This is a genomic window from Methylobacterium hispanicum (assembly GCF_022179285.1).
Lineage (GTDB): Bacteria > Pseudomonadota > Alphaproteobacteria > Rhizobiales > Beijerinckiaceae > Methylobacterium > Methylobacterium hispanicum.
This window is the reverse complement of the sequence record NZ_BPQO01000010.1, coordinates 64593-89636: the sequence shown is the minus strand read 5'-3', so window position 1 is coordinate 89636 and position 25044 is coordinate 64593. Positions and strand designations below refer to the sequence as shown.

Here is a 25044-nt window from a genome sequence, read left to right as displayed (position 1 = left end):
GCTGTTATTCTGGATTCTTGATCCGGTTTTCGAGGCGCCTGCCGGGGCCGGCCACCGAGGAGCCCCCCAAGGCCCGGCGCGATGTCGGGAAACATTACACCGGCAAAGCCCGGGCCGATGCAAGGGCAGGGCCGCGCTGCCGGGTGACGAAAGCGCCGCCCTCATCAGGACTTCCACGGCGCGCGCCACCTCTCAGGGCCCGATGCCGAGGGACTTCAACTTGCGGTGGAGAGCCGAGCGCTCCATGCCGATGAATTCGGCGGTGCGGGAGATGTTGCCGGAGAAACGGGCGATCTGGGCCACGAGGTACTCGCGCTCGAAGATCTCGCGGGCCTCGCGCAGCGCCAGGCTCATCAGCTTCTCGCCGCCCGAGCCCGCGGGCGTGGTCGGCACGAGCGCGCCGATCTCCGAGGGCAGCATCTCGGAGGTGACCTCCTGCTCCGGGTCGGCCTGGGTCAGGATCATCAGCCGCTCGACGTTGTTCTTGAGCTGGCGGATGTTGCCGGGCCAGTTGTGCGACTGCAGCACCGCCATCGCGTCCTCGGCGATGCGGCGCTTCGGCAGGCCGGTCTGGGCCGAGATGTTGTCCATGAAGAACCCGATCAGCTCGGGCACGTCCTCGCGCCGCTCGGAGAGCGCGGGCACCCGGATCGGCACCACCGAGAGGCGGTGGAAGAGGTCCTCGCGGAAGCGGCCCGCCGCGATCTCCTCGGAGAGGTCCTTCGAGGAGGACGAGATGATGCGCACATCGACGTGCACGCGCGTCGTCCCGCCGACGCGCTGGAAGTTCTGGTCGACGAGGACGCGCAGGATGCGGTTCTGCGTCTCGCGCGGCATGTCGGCCACCTCGTCGAGGTAGAGCGTGCCGCCGTGCGCCTCCTCCAGCGCGCCGACCCGGCGCCCCGCCTCGCCCTCGACGCCGAACAGCTCGGCCTCCATCGTCTCGGGCAGGATCGCGGCGGCGTTGAGCAGCACGAAGGGCCCGTTGGCCCGGGCCGAGGCCCGGTGCAGCGAGCGCGCGGCGAGTTCCTTGCCCGAGCCCAGCGCGCCCGTGATCATCACCCGGGCGTTGGTGGGGGCGACGCGCTCGATGGTCTGGCGCAACTGGTTCGCCGTCACCGAGGCGCCGACGATGCGGCTGGCGTGCCCCGAGCGGGCCTTGAGGTCGCGCACCTCGCGCTTGAGGCGCGAGGCCTCCAGCGCGCGTTCCGCCACGAGGATGAGCCGGTCGGCCTTGAAGGGCTTCTCGATGAAGTCGTAGGCGCCCGCCTTGATGGCCGAGACCGCGGTCTCGATGTTGCCGTGGCCCGAGATCATCACCACCGGCAGGTCCGGGTGGCCGGCCTTGATCAGGTCGAGCACTTGCAGGCCGTCGAGGCGCGAGCCCTGCAGCCAGATGTCGAGGAAGACGAGGTGGGGGCGCCTCGCCTCGATGGCGGCCAGCGCCTCGTCGGAGCCGCCGGCCGTGCGGCAGCGGTGGCCCTCGTCGTCGAGGATGCCCGCCACGAGGTCGCGGATGTCGGCCTCGTCGTCCACGATCAGGATATCGGCGCTCATCTGGTGATCTCCGCGATCTGGGGGGCCGTCCGCGCGGCGCCCTTCTCCACTGTCGTGGCCGCTGTGTCAGGATGTGCCGACGCGTCGGGTCCTTGCGCGCGCGGCACCCGCATGCGCACCTGCCCGCCGCGACCGGCCGGGTTGTCGTTGAGTTCGATTCCCCCGCCGTGCTCCTCCAGCACCTTGCTGACGATGGCGAGCCCGAGGCCCGTCCCGCCTTCGCGGGTCGTCATGTAGGGCTCGAGCAGGCGCTGGCGCCCCTCGGCGGGAAATCCCTTGCCGTTGTCGGTGATGCTGATCACCGCGAAGCCCTCGTCCACCGCGAGATCGAGGCCGATCTTGCCCTTGCCGAGGATCTCCTCCGGCACCTCGATCACCGCCTCGACGGCGTTCTTCAGGATGTTGGTGATGGCCTGGGAAAGGAGCCGGATGTCGAAGGCCGCGGTGATGCGCTCGGGCCCGCCGCTCGTCGAGAAGGCGAAGTCGATCTCGGGGTGGGCCACCCGCATCATGAACAGGTTCTGCTTGGCGATCTCGGTGAGGTCGTTCTCGGCGATGGCGGGCTTGGGCATGCGGGCGAAGGCGGAGAACTCGTCGACCATGCGCTTGATCTCGTCGACCTGGCGCACGATCGTGGCCGTGCACTGATCGAAGACCTCGCGGTCGGCGGTGATGACCCGGCCGTATTTGCGCCGGATGCGCTCGGCCGAGAGCTGGATCGGCGTCAACGGGTTCTTGATCTCGTGGGCGATGCGCCGGGCGACGTCCGCCCAGGCGGAGGTGCGCTGGGCCGAGACGAGGTCGGTGATGTCGTCGAGGGTCACCACGTAGCCGCGGGTCGTGCCGTGGGCCTGCTCGCTCGTCACCCGCACCGTCACGGTGCGCTCGCGGCCCGCGCGCGTCAGCTGGATCTGCTGCTGCACGGCGCGCTGGCGGCTCTCGCCCTCGGCGAGCACCGGGGCGAGTTCGGGCACCGCCTGCCCCAGCGCCTGCCCGATCAGCGCCTCGCCCGCGAGGTCCAGCATCCGCTCGGCGGCCGGGTTGGCGATGGTGACGTAGCCGCCCGCGTCGATGCCGATGACGCCCGGCGAGACCCCCGAAAGCACGGCCTCGGTGAAGCGGCGGCGGCGGTCGATCAGGTCGTTGGCCGCCGTCAGCCCGTCGTGCTGGCGGCGCAGCTCCTGCGTCATCTTGTTGAAGCTGGCGCCCAGATGCGCGAGGTCGCCGTCGGATTTCCGTGCCGGGACCTGGGCGTAGAAGTTGCCCGAGGCCACTTGGTCGGCGGCGTTGATGAGGCGGCGGATCGGGGCGACGAAGCGGTTGGCGAAGTTCATGCCGAACCAGACCGCCGAGAGCAGCGCGATCAGCGCGATCAGCACGAAGATCGACGCGAAGGTGACCTGGATCTGGCGCCTGAGCGAATCGTAGGTGAGGTACTCGGCCGCCGCCGCCCGCGAGACGCCCGGGAACTCGATGGCGAGCTGGCTCACCTCCCGCTGCACCATCAGCACCGCGTCGTCGTAGGCGGGCATGCGCAGGAGCGCGGCGAAGACCCGGCCCTCGGTCGGCAGCAGGCAGATCGGGTCGTTCGACTTGGCCGCCTCCGCGAAGGCCGCGGCCGCGGGCAGGCGCGTCGCCTTCAGCACGTCGATCTTGGCGCGGGCCACCACCTCGGTCGGCCCCCGCATGATCTGGGCGACCGGCAGGCCGAGATTCGTCGCGCGGGTGGTGAGGAAGTTCTCGAACCAGTCGCGGTTCACGTCGAAGTTCGGCCGGGCGCGCGTCAGGTCGTCGTTGAGGATGCGGATCTCGCGGGCGAGCGACTGGCACTGGTTCTCCTGGTAGGCGTCGGCCACCTCCACGGATTTCAGCACCACGTCGCGCACCCGGTCGGTGAAGCCGAGCGAGAGGCCGCGATCGATCGTCACCGAGGCCACTACCGCGAGCAGGATGGTGGGCAGGATCGCGATCAGGCTGAACAGCCCGACGATGCGGGTGTGCAGGCGGGCCACCGCGGCGTTGGCCCGGCGTGCCTTGAGGAAGACGCGCGCCTCCCAGGCGATGATCACCCCGAGGCCGAGCACCAGCGCGACGTTGATGGCGAGCAGCGTCACGCCGATCGTGCGCGTCGGGGTGACCTGGATCACGCCCGCCAGGATCAGGAAGGTGAGCGTGGCCGAGACCAGCGCCGTGACCACCACGGCGGCCCCGATCCAGCCCGGCCCGCGCGGGTCCGCCCGCGTCGCCTCGGCGGCCTCGCCGGGGGGCGCGGGGGACGTCTCCTCAGTTCTGTCTCGCGTGCGCGGCATCCCCGATGCGGGGCCACAACAGTGTGGCAGAATTAATACGACCGGGGTGGTCGGGCGCCCCGCTCGCGGACGCGCCAGCGGTTGTGAAAGCTTTGGACGATGCAACCGCACGCTGGGGGATCGCGCGCGACGGGACGGTTTTCCCGGGATTGCCGCCGCCCTGTACGCCAGCGCACGTGCGGCGCCCTTGCCGGCCGCTCCGCGCGCCCGAGCTTGCAGCGGCACGGCGCCGCCGGTCCGGCGCCGCAACGGCGGAGGATGGACGTGCTCGGCAGCGTGACGACGGTTCTCGGCGGGCTCGGCGCGAGGCTGGAGCAGGCCCTCGACGCGAAGGGGGCGGACGGCCTGGCGCTCGCCGCGGCGAAGTTCTTCCCCGGCGGCCTGCCGGCCCTGCTGGACGCGCTGCGCGCGGACGGCCACGGTGGGGCGGTGTCGTCCTGGCTCGGGCGGGGCGCGAACGAGCCGGTCCCGGCCGAGGCCTTCGCCCGCCTCCTCCCGCCCGCAATCGCCCAGGCCTTCGCCCGCGATCTCGGGCTGCGGCCGGAGCGGGTGCCGGTGGCGCTCGCCCAGTTCCTGCCCGCCGCGGTCGCGCGCGAGAGCGCGGACGGGGCGCTGCGCCCGCAGCCGCAGTTCAGCACGCAGGCGATGCCGGGCGCGCCCGACACGACCGGGGCGACCCGGGCCGCGACGATGGCGGCGGAGTAATCGTCGGAGGCGTGCGGAGCGCGGGCACGTACCCGGCTCTCCGCACCGCCACGGACGCTCTTCGAGGAGATCTGCTTCGACGAGACTTCGCGGAAACGCGAATGAGGCGCGGGTGCTCCAACCTCCTGTATCAACGCGCGCTCTTGCGCCGAACCGGCGTCCACTTCGGCGCAAGAGCGCTCTAGCGGGAGCGGGCTGCTTTCGCAGAAAGCCGGGTGTGGGACCCGGAGCCTTTGGGACAGGGCTCCGCGGTTCCGCGGCGGCGGCTCGCCTGATCCGAAACGTTCTCGTCCCTCATCCCAACCCTCTCGCGCACGGGAGGGCGGCGCGGTTCTCACCCGGCCGAGCCGAGACCCGCCATCCGGTTACTGCGCGGCCGGCGCCGGCACCCCCTGCGGCCCGCTCGTGGTGGCGGGCGCCACGGCGAGTTCCGGGTAGGCCTCGACCACGTGGGCGCCGCCGAGCGGCTTGCTCTGGCCGTTGTGGCAGGTGGCGCAGTTGAGCTTCGGCGCGTCGCCCTTGGGGCCGAGGCGGCTGGCCGGGAACACGCTCGTCAGCGGTGTCAGGTAGTTCGCGTTGAGGTCGCGCACCATCCGGATGGCGTGCCAGGCGAGCGTGCGCTGGGGCGCGCTCTGCGACCACTCCGCCACCGCGCGGGTGTTGTGGCAGTAGGTGCAGTTCACCCCGAGCGATTCCGACATGTGGATCATCAGCGCGAAGGTGCGCTCGGCCGCCTGGATCGGCTTGCCGGGGCTCTCGGGCAGGGCCGTCGTGGCGTTCACCCGGATCGCGCCCTGGTCGGGATCGGGCCTTGCGAGGTAGTCCTGCAGGTAGGTGTAGGGCAGCGAGGCCAGTCCCGTGGAGGGCGTGGCGAGGTTCTGGCCGTTGTTGCGGGCGATGAAGCCCCGCGTCGGGCTCGGCGCGTCGAACCAGATCTGGGCCGGCACCGGGTTGCCGCGGTGGCAGGTGTAGCAGGTCACGCCGGCCTCCCCGACGTGCTTCTCCTTCCAGTCCGTGTTGATGTGCTGGGTCATCTGCAGCATCCGCCGGGCGACCCGCTTCTGGTAGAGGCTGTCGTCCGCCATGTTCTCGGTGTTGTGGCAGTAGGTGCAGCCCTGTTGCGGCGAGACCCACTCGGTCATCGAGACCATCAGGCGGTTGAATTCCTCGACCGGGAGGTCCTGGAGCACCTTCACGTTCTCGTAGACCGCGCCGGCCTTGTCGGTGCCGGCCTCGACCGGGTCGGCCGGCACGGGTGCGACGTTCGCGGCCTTGATCTCCGCGGCGCCGGCCTTCGTCTGGATCACGTCCATGCCGGTGCCGCGGAAGCCGTGCTGCTGGTTGAGCATCGGGGGCCTGGTCCAGCCCGCCGTGCCGAACTGCGCGATCGTGAGGAACAGGGCCACCACGCCCGCGACGATGGCGCCGACCGTCTTCATGGCGTGGCTCCCGTGGCTTTGAGAGGATCGTGGATCGGCCCGAACACCTCCGGGTAGGCCGGCGCGACGCCGTGCTTGACCGCCCAGAGGTACCAGTTGTCGACCACGGTCCCGGTGAGCAGGATGCCGATGCCGCCGGTGAGCGTGGTGAGCACCGCGAACCACCAGGCCCAGCGGTGGACGGATTCCATCGTGGCGTTGAAGCCCATGGTCCAGCGCCAGAACAGGGCGGCGCGCTCGGTGGCGGTGCCGCGATCGACGATCTGGTCGATCTCGCGCTCGGCCCCGTAGCGCGAGCAGGCCAGGATGGTGCCCCCGTGCATCGCGAAGAGCAGCGTTGATCCGTACAGGAAGACGATCGAGAGCATGTGGAAGGGGTTGTAGAAGAGGTTGCCGTAACGCAGCGAGAAGGCCGCGGTCCAGTCGAGGTGGGGCAGGATGCCGAAGGGCACCGCCTCGCTCCACGAGCCCATCATCAGCGGCCGGATGAAGCCCAGCACGAGGTAGAGCCAGATCGCCGAGGCGAAGGCCCAGGGTACGTGGGTGCCGAGGCCCAAGGCGCGGGCCCGCCGGTAGAGACGGAGCCACCAGAGCAGGATCGAGGCGGTGAGGAAGAAGCCGGCGATCAGCCACCAGCCGCCCTCGTTCAAGGGCGGCAGCACCTTGAGCCCGTACTTCGGGAGCGGCGGCTCCAGCGCCAGCCAGGGGAGCTGGCGCACGAACTGGACCGGGTCCCAGTTCACGGACGCCCACATGTTGAGCCCGATGATCTCGAAGGCGATCAGCCCGCAGGCGAGCGAGAGTGCGCCCAGATAGCCGCCGTAGATCGGCCCGACCTGGCCGTTGCCGATCAGCCCGAACAGGTAGCTGTTGAAGGGGCGGCCCACGCGGGCGTCGACCGCGACCGGGATGCCGTGCTCCGGCACGCGCGGGCGCACCTGAACCTGGGTGAAGATGTTCTGGTAGTAGGCCACGGCCCCCTCCCCTTCAGCGCCAGACCGGCAGGTTCAGCCACCAGCCCCACCATTCGGGCCAGCCGCGGGTCCAGAACGGCCCGCTGATCACGATGCAGACCGCGCTCCAGAACCCGGCCGAGAGCGCCAGGAACAGGCCGAGCCGGTGGATGCCGAGCGTGCCGATCGAGTAGCCGATCGTGTCGCGGAAGAAGGTGTCCTCGTGCTCGGGCGTCTTGACGACGTTGTCGTCCTTCGGCGGATTGGTGGACGACAGGATCAGCGAGCCGTGCAGCGCCAGCGCGAAGGTCGTGGTGAAGAAGAACGTCACCGCGAGCATGTGCGCGGGATTGTAGTGGAAGTGGAGATACTGGTAGCCGGTGTTGGAGACCCAGTCCAAGTGGCTCAGGATCCCGTACGGGAAGCCGTAGCCCCAGGCACCCATGAGAAGCGGGCGCACCACCACCAAGACCACGTAGGCGAAGATCGCCACCGAGAAGGCGAAGGGCACGTGGTAGCCGATGCCGAGCTTGCGGCAGATCTCGACCTCGCGCAGGGCCCAGGACGCGAAGGCCCCGATCGCGCAGATCGTGATGATCTGCCAGAGGCCGCCCTCCTTGAGCGGCGCCAGCGCCAGCCCGTACTTGAGGTCGGGCGGCGCGATGTTGATCTGCCAGATGTTCCAGGTCGGCCCGATCGCCGCTCCGTAGAGGATCAGCGCGGTGCCGAGCACCGAGAAGAACAGCGTCGTGACCCCGAAGAAGCCGACGTAGAAGGGCCCGACCCAGAAGTCGAACAGGTCGCCGCCGAGGAGCGTGCCGCCCCGGACCCTGTATTTGCGCTCGAAGCTCAGCATCGCCATGGCGCGTCTCCTCCCGGGACGGGCTTTTCAGACCGTGCGCGTGGGTTGGTCGTGTGGGCCGCGGCGCCGGGGCGCCGCGGCCGGTCGGTCAGGCCGGCATCTGCGGCAGGACGAGGCTCTGCGCCTGGGCGGCGCGCTTGGGCCCCTCCAGCCAGTTGAACCGGTCCGTCGAGAGCAGGATGAAGTGGATCAGCAGCGCCAGCACGAACAGGAAGGTGAACAGGGCCACCAGGGTGCGGCGCGGGTCGAACAGGAGCCAGACCTTGTGCACGGGATCCTCCCTCAGCCGATGAGCGTGGTGAGGGCGCGGACGGTCTCGCCCGCCCCCTCAAGGGACGCGTAGCCCTGCGGGCCGGGCAGCCAGGGCCGCCACAGCCAGACCAGGATGTGGGCCACCACGGCGATCGCCGTGAAGACGATGAAGCTCGTCAGGAAGATCGCGTGGAACTCCTTGGCCTCCGCTTCCGTCAGCCCGGACAGGCTGCTCGGTCTTTCCAGATGTGTTCCGCTCTGCGTTGCGGACTGCATTCCGCTTGCCATCGGTCGAACCTCCGTTGTTGGCCGCCCCATTCGAGGGCAGCGGACCCCGCCGGAACCCGAGGCGATCCCGGCGGGCCTTCCCCGGATCCACCGGACGGAAGCGTCGCGGGGCCGCTGGGCGGCCCGGAACTCTCGGGGTGAGCGTCACCCCATGAAGGCGAAGGGCACGGCCTGGGCGGCCATCGCCCGCGCCTCGCCGAACACCGTGCGGCGCGGCGCGAGCGCCGGCCGCGCCGGGCTGCGCAGCCGCTGGGCCACCGCCGCCGCCAGGAAGAGCGGGTAGGTCAGCCCGAGCAGGATGCGGAACTGCACGGCCTCCCGGTGCAGGCGGGCCGTGTCGGGCATCGGTCTCAGCATGGCGCGGGTCTCCGGCGGGGGGATGCGCCGGGCCGCGGGGGCCGGGCGCGCGGGAAGGGGAAGCGCGGGAAGCGGGAGCGCGGCGCTCATGCGGGGCTCTCCGCGCGGGCGCCCTCGACATGGGCTGCTGCGACCCGCGCCGCGCCGCGGCGCCGGGCGATGCGCTCGGCGGCGTCGCGCAGGCGCTTGGCCGCCGAGATCCGCACCAGCACCGGCTCGGCCGCGACGAGCGCGTCGAGGCGGGCGCGGGCGGGCTCCTCCCAGGCGAGCTCGGCCGCCTCGCGGGCGGGCGTCGCCGCGACCGCGTCGAGGTCGCGCCCCAGCGGCAGGATGTGGAAGAGCGCGTCGAAGAGCGCGTTGCAGACCTCCTGCACGAGGTAGGTCGCGCCCGCGTAGCCCATGAAGGGCGTGCCGGTGTGCCGCCGGACGATCGCGCCGGGGAACGAGGCCGGGATGTAGGCCGCCCGGCCCCCGGCTTCCGCGAGGTACTGGCGCTCGTTGTAGGAGCCCAGCAGCACGAGCGGGGGGCGCTCGTGGATCGCGGCGCGCACGGCCGCGTTGTCGGTCTTCGCGCCGGGCCTGCGGCCGATCGCGAAGGCGCAGGGCAGGCCCATCTCGTCGGCGAGGAAGCGGCGCACGCCGCGCGCGTAGGTCTCGGTCGCCACGATGCCGAAGCTCGCCGTGCCGAAGAAGTCCTGCGTCACCGAGCGCCAGAGGTCCCAGACCGGCTTGATCGTGGTGTGGCGCTCGGCCTCGATGAAGGGCTCGGGGTCGAGGCCCAGGATCTCGCCTAGGGCCCGCAGGAACTTGGTGGTGGCGAGCACCCCGATCGGGGCGCGCAGCCAGGGCCGCTCCAGGCTCTCGCAGAGGGCGGGGCCGAACTCGCCGTAGAGGCAGACCGAGGCGTCGGCCTCGACGAGGCGGGGAACCTCCGAGAGGTGGCAGCCGAGCGGAAAGGTGAGGTTGACCTCGGCGCCGATCCCCTCGACGAGCCGCCGGATCTCGGCCAGATCGCTCGGCATGTTGAAGCTGCCGTAGGCCGGGCCGACGATGTTGACCCGGGGGCGCTGGCCCTCCTTGCGCGCGGGCCGCTTCGGGATGCCCTTCTTCGCGTAGCGCTTGGCCCCGTATTCCTGCCAGAGCCAGGACATCGCCCGGTCGGCGGCCTGCCACTGGTCCTCGTCGATGGTGCGCGGCAGGAAGCGCTGCAGCCCGGTGCCCTCGGGGGTGACGCCGCCGCCGATCATCTCGGCGATCGAGCCGGTGACGACGACGCTGGGCTGCGCGGGGTCGAGCGCCGCGTGCGCCCGCTTCATCGCCCCTTCCGTGCCGTGGCGGCCGAGTTCCTCCTCGGCCAGCCCCGTGACCACGATCGGCAATTCATGGGGCGGCAGGCCGTCGGTGTAGTGCAGCACCGCGGTGACCGGCAGGTTCTCGCAGCCCACGGGACCGTCGATGACGACCTGCAGGCCCTTCACCGCCGCGAAGACGTAGACGGCGCCCCAGTACCCTCCGGCCCGGTCGTGATCGAGGACGAGCATCAGGCCATCTCCCCGATCGGGCGCTCGGGGGCGCGTGCCATCGTCACGGCGGCCTTCGCTCGGGGCCGCTCCTGCCAGATCCCGGCGGCGTGGCCGGTGCCGACGCCCTCGAAGAAGCCGCGCATCGCCGCGAAGCGGTCGCGGTTGCCCATCGCGGCGTTGACGACCTCTGCGAGCGAGCCCGCGCCCGCCACGCCCATCAGGGGCCGGGCCGAGATCAGGTTGGTGAAGTAGAGGGCCGGCGTGCCGCCCTCCTTGGCCTTCTGGACGACCGGTGTGGTGCCAATCGCGAGGTCGGGCCGGAACGCCGCGAGCGCGGCGAGATCGTCCTCCAGCGAGGCGCGGAAGCGCACCGCGACGCCGCGCTCTTCGAGCCAGGCCCGGTCGGGCTCGGACCAGGGCGTGCGCGGGCAGGCGGTGCCGACGTAAGGGACCTCCGCGCCGCTCTCGACGAGGAGGCGGGCGACCAAGAGCTCCGAGCCCTCGTAGCCCGAGAGCGTGATCCGGCCGCGGATCGGGTTCGCGGCGATCGCGGCGCGGATCGGCGGCAGCAGGCGGGCCTTGGCCGCCGCGATCACGGCGGGGGCCACGTCGCAGGCGTTGCCGATGGCCTCGAGCCAGTCCGCGGTGCCGTCGTGGCCGACCGGCGCGGAGCCGACCACCGGCCGCCCGGCCGCCGCGAACTCGCGCACGCTCGCCGCGTAGAACGGGTGGATCGCCGCGACCGCCGCGCCGTCGAGGGCGGCGTAGAGCTCGCGCCACTCGCGCGTCGGCACCACGGGGCCGGCCGCAAGGCCGAGCGGTTCGAGCAGGCCCCCGATCACGACGGGATCGGCCGGGAACATCTCGCCGAGCAGCGTCACGCTCGGGCGCTCGGAACGCCCGCCGCGCGGCGCCGCCACGGGCCCCCGCTCAGCCTCCTGGCGGGCATAGGCCAGCATCGCGCCGGCCAGCACGTCCTTGGCCTCGGCGTGGGTCGGCACGCCGAAGCCCGGCACGTCGATGCCGATGATCCGCACCCCGTCGATCGCCTTGGGCAGGAGCCGGAGCGGCACGCCGGAGGCGGTGGGCACGCAGAGGTTGATCACCACCACCGCGTCGTGCTCGCCCGTGCGGGCCACCTCGTGGACCGCCTCGCGGATGTCCTCGAACAGCTTGCCGGTGACGAGCGTCTCGGAGTTGAACGGCACGTAGCCGACGCTGCGCCGCGCCCCGTAGAAATGCGCCGTGAAGGTCAGCCCGTAGACGCAGCAGGCCGAGCCGGAGAGCAGCGTCGCGGTGCGGCGCATGCGCAGGCCCACCCGCAGCGCCCCGAAGGCCGGGCACATGCTCTGCGGCTGGTCGTGGGGGCCGGCCGGGTAGTCCCGGCGGTAGGTCGCGAGCGTCTCGGAGAGGCCGGCCGCCTCGGCGGCGGCCCGCAGCGTGGCCTTGCCGCCGTGGCAGCCGAGGCCGTCGGCGGAACCGGGTTCCGGCGCGAAGCCGGGCTCCGGCGCGGCGCCCTGCTCCGGTGCGGGAACGGGCGCCGGTGCCGCGGGGATCTCGGCGGGCCGCCGCCGCGCCCGCAGGTCCGCGATGTCGAGGGAGACGGCCATGCGCGTCAGCCCTCGTCGTAGACGACTTCGAGGGAAGGCTTCTGCGCGATCTCGACGCCGCACATGTCGGCCAGCGAGGCCGGCTCCAGCACCACGTCGCGCCCGACCGTCTCGCCCGAGAACAGGCCGAGCAGCGCGTCCTGGCTGAGCGGGCGCGGCCGGTGGGGCAGGGCCGCCCCGACATTCTGCGCGAGTTCGGCGAAGAGCGGCCCCCAGCGCCCGTCGGGCTCGGCCACGATCTGGTAGTTCGCGCTCTTGCGCCGGATATCCTCGTCGGCCGGGATCGCGGCGAGCACCGGGATGCCCGCGGCCTCCGCGAAGGCCTGCGCCTCGCCGGTGCCGTCGTCCTTGTTGATCACGAGGCCGCCGACGCCGACATTGCCGCCGAGCTTGCGGAAATACTCGACCGCCGAGCAGACGTTGTTGGCGACGTAGAGCGATTGCAGGTCGTTCGAGCCGACCACGATGACCTTCTGGCACATGTCCCGGGCGATCGGCAGGCCGAAGCCGCCGCAGACCACGTCGCCCAGGAAATCGAGCAGCACGTAGTCGAAGCCCCACTCGTGGAAGCCGAGCTTCTCGAGGAGCTCGAAGCCGTGGATGATGCCGCGCCCGCCGCAGCCGCGCCCGACCTCGGGACCGCCCAGCTCCATCGCGAAGACGCCGTCGCGCTTGAAGCAGACGTCGCCGATCGCGACCTGCTCGCCCGCGAGCTTCTTCTTCGTCGAGGTCTCGATGATGGTCGGGCAGGCCCGGCCGCCGAAGAGCAGCGAGGTGGTGTCGCTCTTCGGGTCGCAGCCGATCAGCAGCACCCGCTTGCCCTGGCGCGCCAGCATGTAGGAGAGGTTGGCCAGCGTGAACGACTTGCCGATGCCGCCCTTGCCGTAGATCGCGATGATCTGGGTCTCGCGCTTGGCTTCGTTCTTGGCCTCGCCGGTCGCGGGCGCCTCGGGCTCGATGGCCGCCTCCGCGCGGAGCGCCGCCGTGTTGAGGTGCAGGTTCATGCGGTAGCCCTCCAGTCGAGCACCATCTTCAGGCAGGCCGGGTCGGTGAAGGCGGTGCGGTAGGCCGCCTGCGCCTCCCGCGCCGGGGCCCGGTGGGTGATCAGCCCGTCGAGCGACAGGCGTCCGGCGCCCGCGAGCGCCGTGACGGCCGCGAGGTCGTCGGGCCGCCACTCCGCGGCGACGCGGATGCGCGCCTCGCGCATGAAGGCCGGCGGGAAGGCGAAGGCGAGCGGCGCCTCGTAGAAGCCCGCCAGCACGATCTCGCCGCCCGGCGCGAGACGCGCGATCAGCCGGTCGAGGCCCGCCGCGTCGCCGCTGACGTCGGTGATCCGGGCGTAGTCGCTGCGCGGGTCGTCCTCGGGCGCGAGGACCGCGTAGCCGTGCGCGCCGGCCGCGCGGGTGGGGTCGGTCTCCCAGACGGTGGGCTCGGCACCCGCGAGAACGCTCAGCCGGGCGAGCAGCCGCCCCAGCACCCCGTGACCGACGATGAGCGGGCGCTCGCCCGGCAGGATCGGCGAGAGCGCGTGCTGCGCGGTTGCCGCGAGCGCCAGCAGGCAGCCCCGCGCGCCGAGGCCGGGATCGACCGGCACGAGGCGGGCCGCCGGCACAACGAGGTGCGAGGCCGCGCCGCCGAACAGCCCGCGCACCGGCCCGAAGCAGCGCGCGCCCGGCACGAACACGCTGTCGCCCGGCGCCAATCCCGATCCGGGCGGGGCCGAGACGACGCTGCCGACCGATTCGTAGCCCGGCACCAGCGGGTAGCCGAGGCCCGGGAAGGGCGGCATCCGGCCCGACCAGAGCAGGCGCTCGGTCCCCGTGCTGATCCCGCTCCAGGCGATCTCCACCACCGCGTCGAGCGGCCCCGCGGGCGTCAGCGCCAAGCGGCTGAGCGCGAGGCGCTCGGGCTGTTCGAGAACGACGGCGAGGGTGTCCATGGTCTGGATCTTTCGCGTCCGTGGCCGACCGAAGTCGGTTGTGTCATCTTATATAGACACTTTGTTGCGTCAACATGAATTAACGGAGTGGCCGTTCGGCCGGTGTTGCCCGAACCGCGACGCCCCCCTTCCGCGGGGGAGGGTTGCTCACGCGCGCCTGGCCTGGATCACCCGGACGAGCAGCGGGCGGCGGGTGCGGCGCTCGGCGATGCGGCCGAACCCCGCTTCCCTGAGCAGCGCCCGGATCTCGTCGGCCCGGCGCGGCCGGCCGCTGCCCATGGCCAGGAGGTAGAGGCCGAAATACGCGTCCCCGACCGGCTCGGCCCCGGGCGTGCCGGCCATCGGCTCGGCCACCAGCAGGGTGCCGCCCGGCGGCAGGGCGTCGTGGATCCTGCGCAGCAGGGCGAGCGCCGGCCCGTCGTCGTGGTCGTGCAGCACGCGCACGAGCGTCGCGAGGTCGGCGCCCCGGGGCAGGGGATCGCGGTGGAAGCTGCCCCCGTGGCAGGCGGCGCGGTGGCCGAGCCCGGCCTCCTCCAGGCGCTCCGCCGCCCGTCCGGCCACCGCCGGCAGGTCGAACAGGCCGAGCCGCAGGCCGGGCGCGTGCGGGGCCACCGCCGCCAGGAAGGCCCCCTCCCCGCCCCCGACATCGAGCAGCTGCCGGTGCCGCCGGAACGGGTAGGCTTCCAGCACGTCCTCGGCGATCAGCGCCTGCGAGGCCGCCATCAGCCCGCCGTAGGGCGCGACGGCCTCGGGTGCGAGCGCGCCCTCCCCCGCCTGCCCGGCCGCGCATCCGGCCGCGGCTCCGGCCGATTCGGCCGCGGCTCCGGCCGATTCGGCCGCGTAGGGCCAGTAGCCGGCGAGCTGCGTCGTCCCGCCCTGCCCCCGCAGCAGCGCCACCGGGTCGGCGAGGTCGGCGTAGAGCAGGGCGTGGTGCTCGATCATCCGGGCGACGCCCGGGTTGCCGATGAGCGCCGCGCCGAGGTCGGCCAGCGCGAAGCGCCCGTCCGGCAGCGCCCGCAGCAGCCTCAGGGAGGCGGCGGCCCGCAGCAGCACCAGTGCCCGCTCGGGCGGCAGCCCGAGGCGCCGGGCCAGCGCGTCGCTCTCCTGCGGCCCGGCCGCCAGGATGCGGAACAGGTCGAGCTGCACGCAGGCGAACAGCACCTGCGCGTAGACGAAGCCGGCGCAGAGGTCGAACAGGGCCCGGGTCTCGGTCCGTGCCACCCGCCGCGTCAGCGGGAAACCCGCCGCCCAGCGCTGGAAGGCCGGGCTGGCGATGCGGGCGTTGCGCCAGGAGAGCCAGCGCGCGAGCCAGCGCTCGCGCCAGGGGCCCAGCCAGCGCGCGGGCCGGGCCGGGGGCAGCGGCGAGGCCGGGGCGGCCCCGGCGCCCATCAGGCCGCCGCGTCGGCGCGCGCCTCTGCGCCGAGAGGCGCGGCGGCGCGCAAGCGTTCGGGCAGGAACAGCCGCGTCTGCGCCTCGATCTCGACGCGCAGCGCATCGCCCCCGGGGCAGTCCGGGATCACCGCGACCGCCTCCGCCGAGAGCCGCTCCAGCCGGGCGAGCGCGCCGGGCAGCCCCAGCAGCGCGGCGGCGTTGGGCCGCCCGAGCGTCACGTCGCGCCCGGCCGGCTTGCCGATCTCCTCCTGGCGGCAGGCGACGTCGCGCAGGTCGTCGGCGACCTGGTAGGCCTCGCCCAGGCACTCGCCGAGCAGCCGCCAGGGCAGCGGCCGGGCGCCCGCGGCGGCCGCGCCCGCCACCGTGGCGGCGGCGAAGAGCGCGCCGGTCTTGGCCTGCTGGTAGTCGGAGAGCGCCACGTGCGCCTCCGATTCCCAGGCCTGCCCCGCCACGATGCCGTGGGGGGCGCCGGCCGCGCGGGCGATCAGCCCGACGAGGCCCGCGAGCCGGGCCGGGCGGCGCGCCGCGCCGCGGGCGAGCGCCTCGAAGGCCGCCACGATCAGCGCGTCCCCGGTGAGCACCGCGAGCGCCGGGCCGTAGGCCACGTGGACGGCCGGCTTGCCGCGGCGCAGCGGGGCGTCGTCGAAGCAGGGCAGGTCGTCGTGGACCAGGGAGGCGCAGTGCAGCAGCTCGATCGCCACGGCGGCCGCGTCCGCGGCCTCCGGGTCGTCGTCGCCGCAGGCCCGTGCCACCGCGAGGCAGAGGCGCGGCCGGATGCGGTGTCCACCGGGGAAGACAGCGTAGCGGATCGCCTCGGCCAGCAGCGGCGGCGCGCCGGGCGCCTCCGCCGAGGACACCGCCACCTCGAGAGCCGTCTCGATCCGTCGACCGGGATCCATGGTGCCACTCCCTGTCCATTTGTTGTGACGAAGCAAGTGTCAAGATATGTTGACATTGCCGGGGGCCGGGATCAAGCCTGTTCTCCTGTGGCGCGTGCTGGACGCGCCGAGCGGAGCCGGCCGATGCAGACAGCCCGCCCGGTGCGGTCCCGACGCTGCGCCCGGCCTCGCCGGTGGGGAGCGGCGTCCGGCCTTTTCCCCTGCGGTGTTCCGACATCCCGGGCAGACAGCCCGCGCGCGATCCTCCCTCCCCCCTCTGCGGGGGGAGGGAGATTACGGGCTGGGCCCCGATGCGCGTCGCGGTGATCGGCGCCGGGATCGGCGGGCTCGCCGCCGCCGCCCGCCTGGCGCAAGCCGGCCTGGACGTGACCGTGCTGGAGCGCGCGCGCGCGCCCGGCGGCAAGATGCGCAGCCTCGACGTCGGCGGGCTCGCCGTGGAGGCCGGCCCCACCGTCCTCACCATGCGCTGGGTGTTCGAGGAGCTGTTCCGCGATTGCGGCGCGGATCTTGGCGCCCGCGTGCGGCTCAGCCCGGCGCGGTTGCTGGCCCGCCACGCCTGGGAGGACGGCGCGCGGCTCGACCTCTTCGCCGACATCGACGCCTCCGTGGACGCGATCCGGGCCTTCGCGGGCCCCCGCGAGGCGGAGGGCTATCGCCGCTTCTGCGCCCGCTCGCGCGAGGTCTACGAGACGCTGGAGGGCCCCTTCATCCGCGACGACCGGCCGAGCGCCGTGGACCTCGCGCTGCGGATCGGGCCCTGGGGCCTGCCGCGGCTCTGGCGGATCCAGCCCTTCGCCACCCTGTGGTCGGCGCTGGCCGAGGATTTTCGCGATCCGCGCCTGCGCCAGCTGTTTGCCCGCTACGCGACCTATTGCGGCTCCTCGCCCTTCGAGGCGCCCGCCACGCTGATGCTGGTGGCCCATGTCGAGCAGGCGGGCGTCTGGACCGTGGACGGGGGCCTGAGCGCGCTCGCCCGCGCGGTGGCGGACCTCGCCGCGGAGCGGGGCGCGCGCCTGCGCTACGGTGCCGAGGTCGCCCGCCTCGCGGTCTCGGGCGGGCGCGTGGCGGGGGTGGACCTCGCCGACGGCGAGCGCGTCCCCGCCGACGCGGTGGTCTGCAACGCCGACGCGGCGGCGCTCGGGGCGGGCCTCCTCGGGCCCGAGGCGCGGCCCGCGGGCGAGCGCCTGGAGCCCTACGAGCGCTCGCTCTCGGCGGTGACGCTCTGCGCGCGGGCCACCGTCTCGGGCTTCCCGCTCGCCCACCACACGGTGTTCTTCGCGCCCGATTACCGGGCCGAGTTCGACCAGATCCTGCGGGAGCGCCGGCTGCCGGAGGCGCCCACGATCTACGTCTGCGCGCAGGACCGGGACGATGCCTGCGCCGGCCCGGATGGCCCCGAGCCTCGCCCCGAGCGCCTGCTCCTCCTCGTCAACGCCCCGGCCGACGGGCCGGAGCGCCCCACCCCGCCGGAGATCGAACGATGCGCGACGAATCTGCGGACGCGGCTCGCCGCCTTCGGGCTGAGCCTGACGGAGGCGGAGCCGCCGGCGACGACCGGGCCGGCGGAGTTCGCCGCCCTGTTCCCGGGGACGATGGGGGCGCTCTACGGCCGGGCCTCGCGGGGTTCCACCGCGACCTTCCGGCGGCCGGGCGCGCGCAGCACCCTGCCGGGCCTCTACCTCGCGGGGGGCAGCGTGCATCCGGGGCCGGGGGTGCCGATGGCGGCGCTCTCGGGGGGGCTCGCGGCGCGAGCGATCCTCAACGATCACCGCTCCGCTCTGGCGGATCACCGCTCCGCTTCGACGGCGCGGTCGCGCGGGGCGGCTATGTCTGGTGGTACGTCGATGCCCTGAGCGCGGACGGGCGGCACGGGCTGACGCTCATCGCCTTCGTCGGCTCGGTCTTCTCGACCTACTACGCCCTCGATCCCGCCCGGAACCCGCTCGACCACTGCGCCCTCAACGTGGTGCTGTACGGTAGGCCCGGCCGCTTCGCGCTCACCGAGCGGCGCGCGCCCGCCCTCGAGCGCGGGGCGGCCCACCTCGCCATCGGCCCGAGCGCGCTCGCCTGGGACGGCACCGCGCTCACCGTGCGCATCGACGAGCGGGGCGCGCCGCTGCCGCGCCCGATCCGCGGCACGGTGCGGCTCTTCCCCGAGGGGATCACCGCCGGCCCCTTCACGCTCGATGCGGCCGGGCGCCACCGCTGGTGGCCGATCGCGCCATCGTCCCGCGTCGAGGTGGACCTCGCCGAGCCGGGTCTCTCCTGGCGCGGCACCGGCTACTTCGACACCAACGCGGGCGACGAGCCCCTGGAGGACGCCTTCACCGACTGGAACTGGTGCCGGGCCGACCTCGCGGACGGGGCCGCGATCCTCTACGACGTGCGCCGCCGCGACGGGAGCGTCCAGGACCTCGCCCTGCGCTTCGCCCGCGACGGCGGCCGCCGGCCGGTCGAGCCGCCGCGGGCCGCCGCCCTGCCGCCGACGCGGTTCTGGCGCATGCCGCGCCCGACGCGCAGCGACGACGGGCAGGCGCGGGTGCTGCAGACCTTCGAGGACACCCCGTTCTACGCCCGCTCGCTGCTCTCGGCCCGGCTCGCGGGCGAGGCCGTGCGCCCGGTCCACGAGAGCCTGTCGCTGACGCGGCTGACCAACCCGCTCGTGCGCTTCATGCTGCCGTTCCGGATGCCGCGGGTGCTGGGCTGAGGCCCGGATAAGGGGGCGGCCGTTCGCACATCCGAGGTGCGCTCGTCGGGCGCCCGGCTCGGCCATCGGGCTGCGACGCGCCCCGGGCCGGCCATGCCGCCGGCCCGACGCCCGGGCGGCTTCGGTTCCGCGATGGGACGTGCGTCCTGGCACGTCGCGCCGGCAAGGCGCTTCCTATCTTCAGATCACGCAAGACGATGCGGACCGGATCGGCCGGCCGCCAAAGTGCTCTGACGATGAAGACCACCATGAAGACTCGTGTCGCCGCCGCTTTTGCCGCTCTGATGCTTGGCATTGCTGCCCCGGCCTCGTCCGCGCTGGCCTTCCCCTACGACGCACCGCGCGGCCACTACACCGGCTTCGCCTCCGAGGGGGTGGAGACGACGGGCGCGATCGGCTTCTTCGGCAGCCGCAACCCGGCCACCTGCCCGATGAGCTCGGCGGCCGAGGGCAACGCCAACCAGCAGAACTTCCCGGTCAAGCAGTACGGCCAGACCGCGGGCGGGAACCGCTGCTGAGGGGAACACGGCATGCAGAAGATGATGAAGGCCTTCTCGTACGGCATGATCGGCGCGTTCGTCGCCGGTCTCGGCCTGACCCTCTGGGGCTCGGCCGGCGTCCTCGCCGGCCTCTGAGCCGCCCCGGGTAGGCGAGGAGCGCGAGAGGGGCCGCCCCCCGGGCGGCCCCTCTGCCGTGTGCGGCCCCGCCGCTCACGGCAGCGCGGCGCGGGCTCGCGCGTCGCGGATCTCCCAGGTCTCGATGAGGTCGAGCGCGTGCAGCGCCCGGCCGCGCAGGTCCCACCAGGCCGGGAGCTTTCGCGAAGGGTCGGGCGCGCACCCGACGGCCGCGACCAGAAAGGCGGTCTCGGCGAGCGGCGGCGCGCGAAGGCAGCCGGGTGCGCCCGCCGTTCGCGTCGCGACGCCCGGCACGGCCGCGCGGGCGAGGAGGGCGAGCTTGCGCGGCGTGCCGACCCGGGCGCGGGCGCCCACCGCGTCGTGCCTGTTCGCCGCCACCGCGCGGCCGATCTCCGCGTAGATCAGGCCCGCCGCGCGGATCGCCGGGCGGCAATCGGCCGGCAGCGCGGCGATGCCGGCCTGCGCGCGGGCGTGGAGGCGGTCCGCCTCGGCGAGCAGCCGCGCCACCACCCCGGCGAGCGCGGCCGAGTGGACGGGGGCGGCCAGCCACGCCTCCGGGTCGAGCCCGGCCTCGCGCATCCAGGCGAGCGGCAGGTAGAGGCGGCCGGCGCGCGCGTCCTCGCCGACGTCCCGGGCGATGTTGGTGAACTGCATGGCCACGCCGAGATCGAGGGCGCGGGCGAGCACGTCGGGCGCGCGCCGTCCCATGATCAGGGTCATCATCGCGCCGACCGTGCCGGCCACCCGCGCCGCGTAGGCGGTGAGCGCGGGCAGGTCGGCGTAGCGGCGGCCCTCCGCGTCCCAGGCGAGGCCTTCGAGGAGCGCGCGCGGCAGCGCCTCGGGGATCGCGTGCGCGGCCATGACCGCGGCGAGCGCCCGGTCGGCCGGGTGGTCGGCGGGCCGCCCCGCGCAGGCGCGCGCGAGCCGGGCTTCCAGCCGCCCCACCGCGGCGCGGCGGCGGGCGGCGGTCGGCGCGCCGTCCACCGCGTCGTCGGCCTGCCGGCAGAAGGCGTAGAGCCCGTAGGCCGGCTCGCGGACCCGGGCGGGCAGCAGCAGCGAGGCCGCGAAGAAGCTGCGCGAGCCGGCCCGGATCGCCGCCCGGCAGGCGGCGCGGTCGGCCGGGCCCGAATCGGGCCCGACTTCGGGCCGGACTTCGGGTCTGACTTCGGGGCCGACCTCGGGCTCAGGCTCGGCGTCGGATATGGCGTGCATCGGGCACCAGCGAATCGAGGACACGGGCCGAGGAGAGGACGCCGGGCAGGCCCGCGCCCGGATGGGTGCCGGCGCCGACGAGATAGAGGTTCTCCACCTCTTCGGAGCGGTTGTGCGGGCGGAACCACGCCGACTGGGTCAGCACCGGCTCCAGTCCGAAGCCGGAGCCGCACACGCTGAGGAAGTCGTCGGCGAAGTCCTGGGGCGTGGTGACCCGCGAGGTGACGACGGACGCGCCGAGGCCCGGCAGCACGCTCGCCTCCAGCCGCGCGGCGATGCGCTGCCGGTAGGGCTCTGCGAGGCGGGCCCAGTCCTGCCCGCCCGCGAGGTTCGGCACGGGCGCCAGCACGTAGAAGGCGTCGTGGCCGGGCGGCGCCAGCAGCGGGTCGGTCGCGGTCGGCCGGTGCAGGTAGAGGCTCATGTCGTCGGCCAGCACCTTGCGGTCGAAGATGTCGGCGAGCAGTTCGCGGTAGCGCGGCCCGAGCAGGATCGTGTGGTGATCGACACCCGGGTACGTGCGGCGCGTGCCGAAATACCAGACGAACAGCCCCATCGAGGAGCGCGCGCGCGCGAGCTTCCGGGGATTCCAGCGCCGGGTCCGGCCCGCCAGCAGCGTGCCGTAGGTGTAGGCGGAATCGGCGTTCGAGACGACGAGGTCGGCCGGGATCTCGCTGCCGTCGGCGAGCGCGACCCCCGTGGCGCGGCCCTCGGCCAGCGTGATCCGCGCGACCTCGGCCCCGCAGCGCACCGTCCCGCCCTGGCCCGCGACCAGCCCGGCGAGGCCGTCCACCAGCCGGCCGGTGCCGCCGAGGCAGAAATGCACGCCCCACGCCCGCTCCAGATGGGCGATCAGCCCGTAGAGCGCACTCGCCCGGAACGGGTTGCCGCCGATGAGCAGGGGGTGGAAGCTGAAGACCTGGCGCAGGCGCGGGTCGCGGATGTGGCGGGCCACCACCGCGTGCAGGCTGCGGTGGCCGGAGAGGCGCACGAGGTCGGGCGCGATCCGCAGCATGTCCCGGACCCGGCCGAAGGGCACGTGGCCGAGCTCCTCGAAGCCGATCCGGCAGACCTGCCGGCTGAAGGCCATGAAGCGCTCGTAGCCGGCGACGTCGGCGGGCGCGAGGCGCTCGACCTCCGCCCGCATCCGTGCCGGGTCGCCCGTATAGGCGAAGTCGGTGCCGTCGTCGAAGCGGATCCGGTAGAACGGGTCCATCGGCACCAGCGCCACGTCGTCGGCGAGGCGCCGGCCGGCGAGCCGCCACAGCTCCTCCAGCAGGAAGGGCGCGGTGACGATGGTGGGGCCGGCATCGAACGTGAAGCCGTCCTGCCGGTGCACCCGGGCGCGCCCGCCGGGCTGGTCGAGCCGCTCCAGCACCGTGACCCGATAGCTCCTGGCGCCCAGCCGCACCGCCGCCGCGAGGCCGCCGAAGCCGGAGCCGATCACCACCGCGTGCGGCCGCGGATCGGTGCCCTGGTGTGAAGGTGGCTTGTCGACGAGTGTCAACATGGAATGACAGTACGGGCGGGCTGGCGGTCGCGCAAGACCGGATTGCACCCCGCGCTCACCGCGTCGCCACCGCGCGGCGAGCGGGGCGTCACCGCGAGGTGGCGGACCCGGCACCGCGAGGGCCGCCGCGTGGCTCAGCCGGGCGCGCCGCCCGCCGGCTCGTCGGCGGCGACCAGCGCGGCGACGCGCTCCGGATCCTCCTCGTGGGCGAGATGCCCGAGGCCGCGCAGCAGCTCGACCCGGGTGCCGGGCAGGCGGTCGCGCAGGCGGAAGGCGTCCTCGGGGCGGATGGCGCGGTCGTTCCCGCCGACCACGAGCAGGAGCGGCACGGCGAGCCGGCCGAGGTCGCGCTCGAGGGCGGCCAGATCCCAGTTCGCCATCATGCCGAGCGCGCCGCGCACGTGGCCGGGCTTGGCGAACAGGCGCCGGTAGTACGACACCCCCGCCGCGTCGAGGCGCGAGCCGGTGCCCCCGATCAGCCGCTCGACCGCGGCCCGGTCCGCGCTCCAGGCGAAGAGCCGCGGGGTGAGCGGGTTCAGGAACAGCGCCCGCGCCATGACGGGAAACAGCAGGCTGGCGGCCCCCGGGAAGGGGCTGAGCGCCCCGTTGAGGGCGACGATCCGGTCCGGGTGGAGCGCGCCGTCGAGGCACATCCGGACGAGGATCGCCGCCCCGGCCGAGTGGCCGGCGACGCGGCGCGGGCTCAGGCCCAGCACCCGCAGGAGCTCGGCCAGGGCCGCCGCCATGCCGGGCAGCGAGAGGCGGCCCGCCGGCAGCGGGTCGCTGAAGCCGTGGCCGGGCAGGTCCGGCACCAGGACCCGGTGGGTCCCGGCGAGGCGCGGGGCGAGGTCCCGGAACGAGTGGCTCGCCGCCCCGGTGCCGTGCAGGAGCAGCAGGACGGGCGCGTCCGCGGCGCCGAATTCCTGCAGGTGCCAGGTGAGGCCCGCGGCCGCGACGAAGCGGCTCGCGGCGCGATGCGGCCAGTCGGCGCCCTCGCGCGACCAGTCTGGCCGGTCCGGATCCCTCACGCGCCCGCCCCCCGCGCGGCCGCCGCGAGGGCGCCCGCGTCGGCGCGGGGCAGCGGGACGTAGCGGGCGCGGGCGGCCTCGGCGAGCGCCCGGGCGCCCTCGCCGGCCGCGCCGGTATCGAGCACCAGCACCGGCACCGCGAGGGCGGCGAGCGCGCGGGCCGCGGCCTCGGCGTCGGCCCGGGCGGCGGCCCGGCCGCCCGCGCCCGAGCGCGCCACGTTGGCCCGCCCGTCGGTGAGCACCACCACCACCGGGCGCCCGCCGCCCCGGGCCACCCCGCGCGCCAGCGCCGCGGCGGCGTCGAGGCCGGCGGCGAGCGGCGTGCCGCCGCCGCCGGGCAAGCCGGCGAGGTCGCGGCGCGCCCGGGCCAGCGCCCGGGTGGGCGGCAGGACGAGCGCGGCCCCCGCGCCGCGGAAGGCCACCAGCGCCACCCGGTCGCGGCGGGCATAGGCCTCGGCCAGCATCAGCTCGACGGCGCCCTTGGCCTCGGCCAGCCGCTCGCGCGCCGCCGAGCCGGAGGCGTCCACGCAGACGATCGTGGTGGTCTCGGGCGCCCGCACGAGGCGGCGCACGCGCAGGTCCGAGGCCCGGACGCGGACCGGCTGCGGCCCCGGTCGCAGGCGCTGCCAGGGGGCGGCGGCGCGAAGCGTGGCGACGAGATCGAGCCGGCCCCGGCGCGGGTCGCCGGCGCGCGCGCCGGCCGGGCGGCCCCGGCGGGGATCGGGCGCCCCCGCACCGAAGCGCCCGGCCCGGGCGGCGGCCTTGCCGGAGGCGCCGCCCGCGAGGGTCGCGAGCAGGTCGGCGGGGATCGCCGCGCGGGCGGCGGAGAGGACGAGGTCCTCCGGGGCGGGCCCGGGGGAGGCGTCGCGCGGTTCGTCGCGCGGTCCGTCGTCCGGTGGAGGCTCGGTCGCGGATCCGTCCCGGGCCTCGTCGTCGGCCGCGTCCTGCGGGGTCTCGTCCGGGTCGGGTGCCGTCGCCTCGGAAGCCGGCAGGCAGGTCGCCCGCGGCGCCAGGACGAGGCGGGCGGCCTCGGCCAGGGCCGCCGCGTCCACCGCGCCCGCCCCGGCGATCCGGCGCGCGACCCGCAGGGCGAGGAGCGGCCCCCGCGGCGAGGCGATGCCGAGCGCGGCGGCGGTGGTGCAGAGCGTGGCGACGGGGTCGCGGACGGGGGTGCCTTCGTGGTCGTATGGCGGCACGTCATGGCCCGCACCGGCCGCCGCGCTCCCTCCCCTCTCTGCGGTGGGCGGGAAGGCGCTGGAGCCGTCCGCCCGAGATGAAGAGGCGCGCGCGCCCGGCGCTCGCGTCTCCCCCAGCCCGATCCCGCCGAGGTCGATCCGGAAGGCGAGGCGGTCGGCGAGCGCCTCCGGCACGGTCTCGTCCCCCTCCCCCTCGTCGAGCAGCACCAGCCCGATCCGGGCGGGATGGCGCGCGCCGATCCCGTCGCGCTCGACCGCGACCGTGCCGGCATCGAGCGCGGCGGCGAGCCGGGCGGAAGTGGCGGGGCTCGTCCGCTCGGCCATCGGCACCACCAGCACGCCGCCGTCGGCCTCCGCCAGCAGGCCGCGCCCGAGCACGGGCCGCCCGAGCGCCAGGGTCGCGGGCAGGTCGAGCCCGCCGATCAGCCGGTCGTCGCCGGTCCCCGGCGGCAGGCGGCGCAGGGGACGCGCGTCGAGCAGGGTCCGCAGGGTGTCGAGCCAGCGATCCCGCACCGGCCCGGCACCCGCCCGCACCACGACCCCGCCGAACCCGTGCGGGTCGGCGGCCAGGAGCGCGGCGACCCGCAGGGCGGTGGTCCAGGGCGTCTCCACCGCATCATCGCTCCGGGCAGGGCTCGCCGGTGCCGCGGAAAGCGCGGGTCCCCTCTCCCGTG

22 protein-coding genes are annotated in these 25044 nt (G+C 74.4%); 4 read left to right on the top strand and 18 right to left on the bottom strand.

Annotated elements, in window-relative coordinates; all coding sequences use genetic code 11:
• Positions 1-192 precede the first annotated feature (192 nt).
• Both ntrX and MFF56_RS13490 read right to left on the bottom strand, forming a co-directional pair.
• Positions 193-1557: a nitrogen assimilation response regulator NtrX gene (gene ntrX, locus MFF56_RS13495; RefSeq protein WP_066925250.1), complete on the bottom strand. Its 1365-nt coding sequence runs from the start codon at positions 1555-1557 to the stop codon at positions 193-195.
• A complete protein-coding gene (locus MFF56_RS13490) occupies positions 1554-3866 on the bottom strand; it encodes a sensor histidine kinase (protein ID WP_066925247.1) in 2313 nt (770 codons plus the stop codon). The genes ntrX and MFF56_RS13490 overlap by 4 nt, the downstream gene beginning before the upstream one ends.
• A gap of 99 nt (positions 3867-3965) precedes the next feature.
• Here MFF56_RS13490 and MFF56_RS13485 point away from each other — a divergent pair, with 99 nt between their 5' ends.
• Complete coding sequence (locus tag MFF56_RS13485; RefSeq protein WP_373324068.1) at positions 3966-4571, top strand: YidB family protein; 606 nt, start codon at positions 3966-3968, stop codon at positions 4569-4571.
• A 365-nt stretch (positions 4572-4936) separates the two neighbouring features.
• On the opposite strand, the gene pufC is transcribed toward MFF56_RS13485, so the two are convergent.
• The 12 genes from pufC to MFF56_RS13425 all read right to left on the bottom strand — a co-directional run bounded on the left by pufC (position 4937) and on the right by MFF56_RS13425 (position 16085).
• Positions 4937-6010 carry a photosynthetic reaction center cytochrome PufC gene (gene pufC / locus MFF56_RS13480; protein WP_066925244.1) on the bottom strand — a complete coding sequence of 358 codons (1074 nt, stop codon included), beginning with the start codon at positions 6008-6010 and terminating at the stop codon, positions 4937-4939.
• Positions 6007-6984, bottom strand: coding sequence for a photosynthetic reaction center subunit M (gene pufM, locus MFF56_RS13475; protein WP_066925241.1), 978 nt, complete (start codon positions 6982-6984; stop codon positions 6007-6009). Before pufM ends, pufC begins: the two co-directional genes overlap by 4 nt.
• Positions 6985-6997: 13 nt before the next feature.
• Positions 6998-7825: a photosynthetic reaction center subunit L gene (pufL, locus tag MFF56_RS13470; protein WP_066925238.1), complete on the bottom strand. Its 828-nt coding sequence runs from the start codon at positions 7823-7825 to the stop codon at positions 6998-7000.
• 88 nt (positions 7826-7913) lie between these two features.
• Positions 7914-8096: a light-harvesting antenna LH1, alpha subunit gene (gene pufA, locus MFF56_RS13465; RefSeq protein WP_066925235.1), complete on the bottom strand. Its 183-nt coding sequence runs from the start codon at positions 8094-8096 to the stop codon at positions 7914-7916.
• An 11-nt stretch (positions 8097-8107) separates the two neighbouring features.
• Entirely contained in the window at positions 8108-8365 is a 258-nt protein-coding gene (gene pufB / locus MFF56_RS13460) for a light-harvesting antenna LH1, beta subunit (RefSeq protein WP_066925275.1), read from the bottom strand.
• A 144-nt stretch (positions 8366-8509) separates the two neighbouring features.
• On the bottom strand, positions 8510-8710 hold the full coding sequence (locus MFF56_RS13455) for a hypothetical protein (protein ID WP_238230145.1): 201 nt from the start codon (positions 8708-8710) through the stop codon (positions 8510-8512).
• Positions 8711-8808: 98 nt separating this feature from the next.
• The gene (gene bchZ / locus MFF56_RS13450; protein ID WP_238230120.1) at positions 8809-10263 is read right to left on the bottom strand and encodes a chlorophyllide a reductase subunit Z; all 1455 of its coding nucleotides are present in this window, start codon (positions 10261-10263) and stop codon (positions 8809-8811) included.
• Positions 10263-11855 (bottom strand): chlorophyllide a reductase subunit Y, encoded by a 1593-nt coding sequence (gene bchY, locus MFF56_RS13445; protein ID WP_066919354.1) that lies wholly within the window; start codon positions 11853-11855, stop codon positions 10263-10265. Before bchY ends, bchZ begins: the two co-directional genes overlap by 1 nt.
• Before the next feature lie 5 nt (positions 11856-11860).
• Positions 11861-12859, bottom strand: a complete 999-nt coding sequence (locus tag MFF56_RS13440) for a chlorophyllide a reductase iron protein subunit X (RefSeq protein WP_066919351.1) — start codon at positions 12857-12859, stop codon at positions 11861-11863.
• Complete coding sequence (gene bchC / locus MFF56_RS13435; protein WP_238230119.1) at positions 12856-13794, bottom strand: chlorophyll synthesis pathway protein BchC; 939 nt, start codon at positions 13792-13794, stop codon at positions 12856-12858. The genes MFF56_RS13440 and bchC overlap by 4 nt, the downstream gene beginning before the upstream one ends.
• Before the next feature lie 147 nt (positions 13795-13941).
• Positions 13942-15183, bottom strand: a complete 1242-nt coding sequence (locus MFF56_RS13430; RefSeq protein ID WP_238230118.1) for a methyltransferase — start codon at positions 15181-15183, stop codon at positions 13942-13944.
• On the bottom strand, positions 15183-16085 hold the full coding sequence (locus MFF56_RS13425; protein ID WP_066926290.1) for a polyprenyl synthetase family protein: 903 nt from the start codon (positions 16083-16085) through the stop codon (positions 15183-15185). The genes MFF56_RS13430 and MFF56_RS13425 overlap by 1 nt, the downstream gene beginning before the upstream one ends.
• Before the next feature lie 290 nt (positions 16086-16375).
• Between MFF56_RS13425 and crtD the strand changes: the two genes are divergently transcribed.
• The 3 genes from crtD (at position 16376) to MFF56_RS13410 (ending at position 19310) form a co-directional block, all read left to right on the top strand.
• Positions 16376-17938 carry a 1-hydroxycarotenoid 3,4-desaturase CrtD gene (gene crtD / locus MFF56_RS13420; RefSeq protein ID WP_238230117.1) on the top strand — a complete coding sequence of 521 codons (1563 nt, stop codon included), beginning with the start codon at positions 16376-16378 and terminating at the stop codon, positions 17936-17938.
• Positions 17935-18792 carry a carotenoid 1,2-hydratase family protein gene (locus MFF56_RS13415; RefSeq protein ID WP_066918333.1) on the top strand — a complete coding sequence of 286 codons (858 nt, stop codon included), beginning with the start codon at positions 17935-17937 and terminating at the stop codon, positions 18790-18792. The genes crtD and MFF56_RS13415 overlap by 4 nt, the downstream gene beginning before the upstream one ends.
• Positions 18793-19040: 248 nt before the next feature.
• Positions 19041-19310: a hypothetical protein gene (locus tag MFF56_RS13410; RefSeq protein WP_238230116.1), complete on the top strand. Its 270-nt coding sequence runs from the start codon at positions 19041-19043 to the stop codon at positions 19308-19310.
• A gap of 192 nt (positions 19311-19502) precedes the next feature.
• Here MFF56_RS13410 and MFF56_RS13405 read toward each other — a convergent pair whose 3' ends face one another.
• The 4 genes from MFF56_RS13405 to MFF56_RS13390 all read right to left on the bottom strand — a co-directional run bounded on the left by MFF56_RS13405 (position 19503) and on the right by MFF56_RS13390 (position 24982).
• Positions 19503-20639, bottom strand: a complete 1137-nt coding sequence (locus MFF56_RS13405; protein WP_238230115.1) for a phytoene/squalene synthase family protein — start codon at positions 20637-20639, stop codon at positions 19503-19505.
• On the bottom strand, positions 20611-22146 hold the full coding sequence (locus tag MFF56_RS13400; RefSeq protein WP_066923760.1) for a phytoene desaturase: 1536 nt from the start codon (positions 22144-22146) through the stop codon (positions 20611-20613). Before MFF56_RS13400 ends, MFF56_RS13405 begins: the two co-directional genes overlap by 29 nt.
• 134 nt (positions 22147-22280) lie before the next feature.
• Complete coding sequence (bchO, locus tag MFF56_RS13395) at positions 22281-23174, bottom strand: alpha/beta fold hydrolase BchO (RefSeq protein WP_066923762.1); 894 nt, start codon at positions 23172-23174, stop codon at positions 22281-22283.
• The gene (locus MFF56_RS13390) at positions 23171-24982 is read right to left on the bottom strand and encodes a magnesium chelatase subunit D (RefSeq protein WP_238230114.1); all 1812 of its coding nucleotides are present in this window, start codon (positions 24980-24982) and stop codon (positions 23171-23173) included. The genes bchO and MFF56_RS13390 overlap by 4 nt, the downstream gene beginning before the upstream one ends.
• Positions 24983-25044 lie beyond the last annotated feature (62 nt).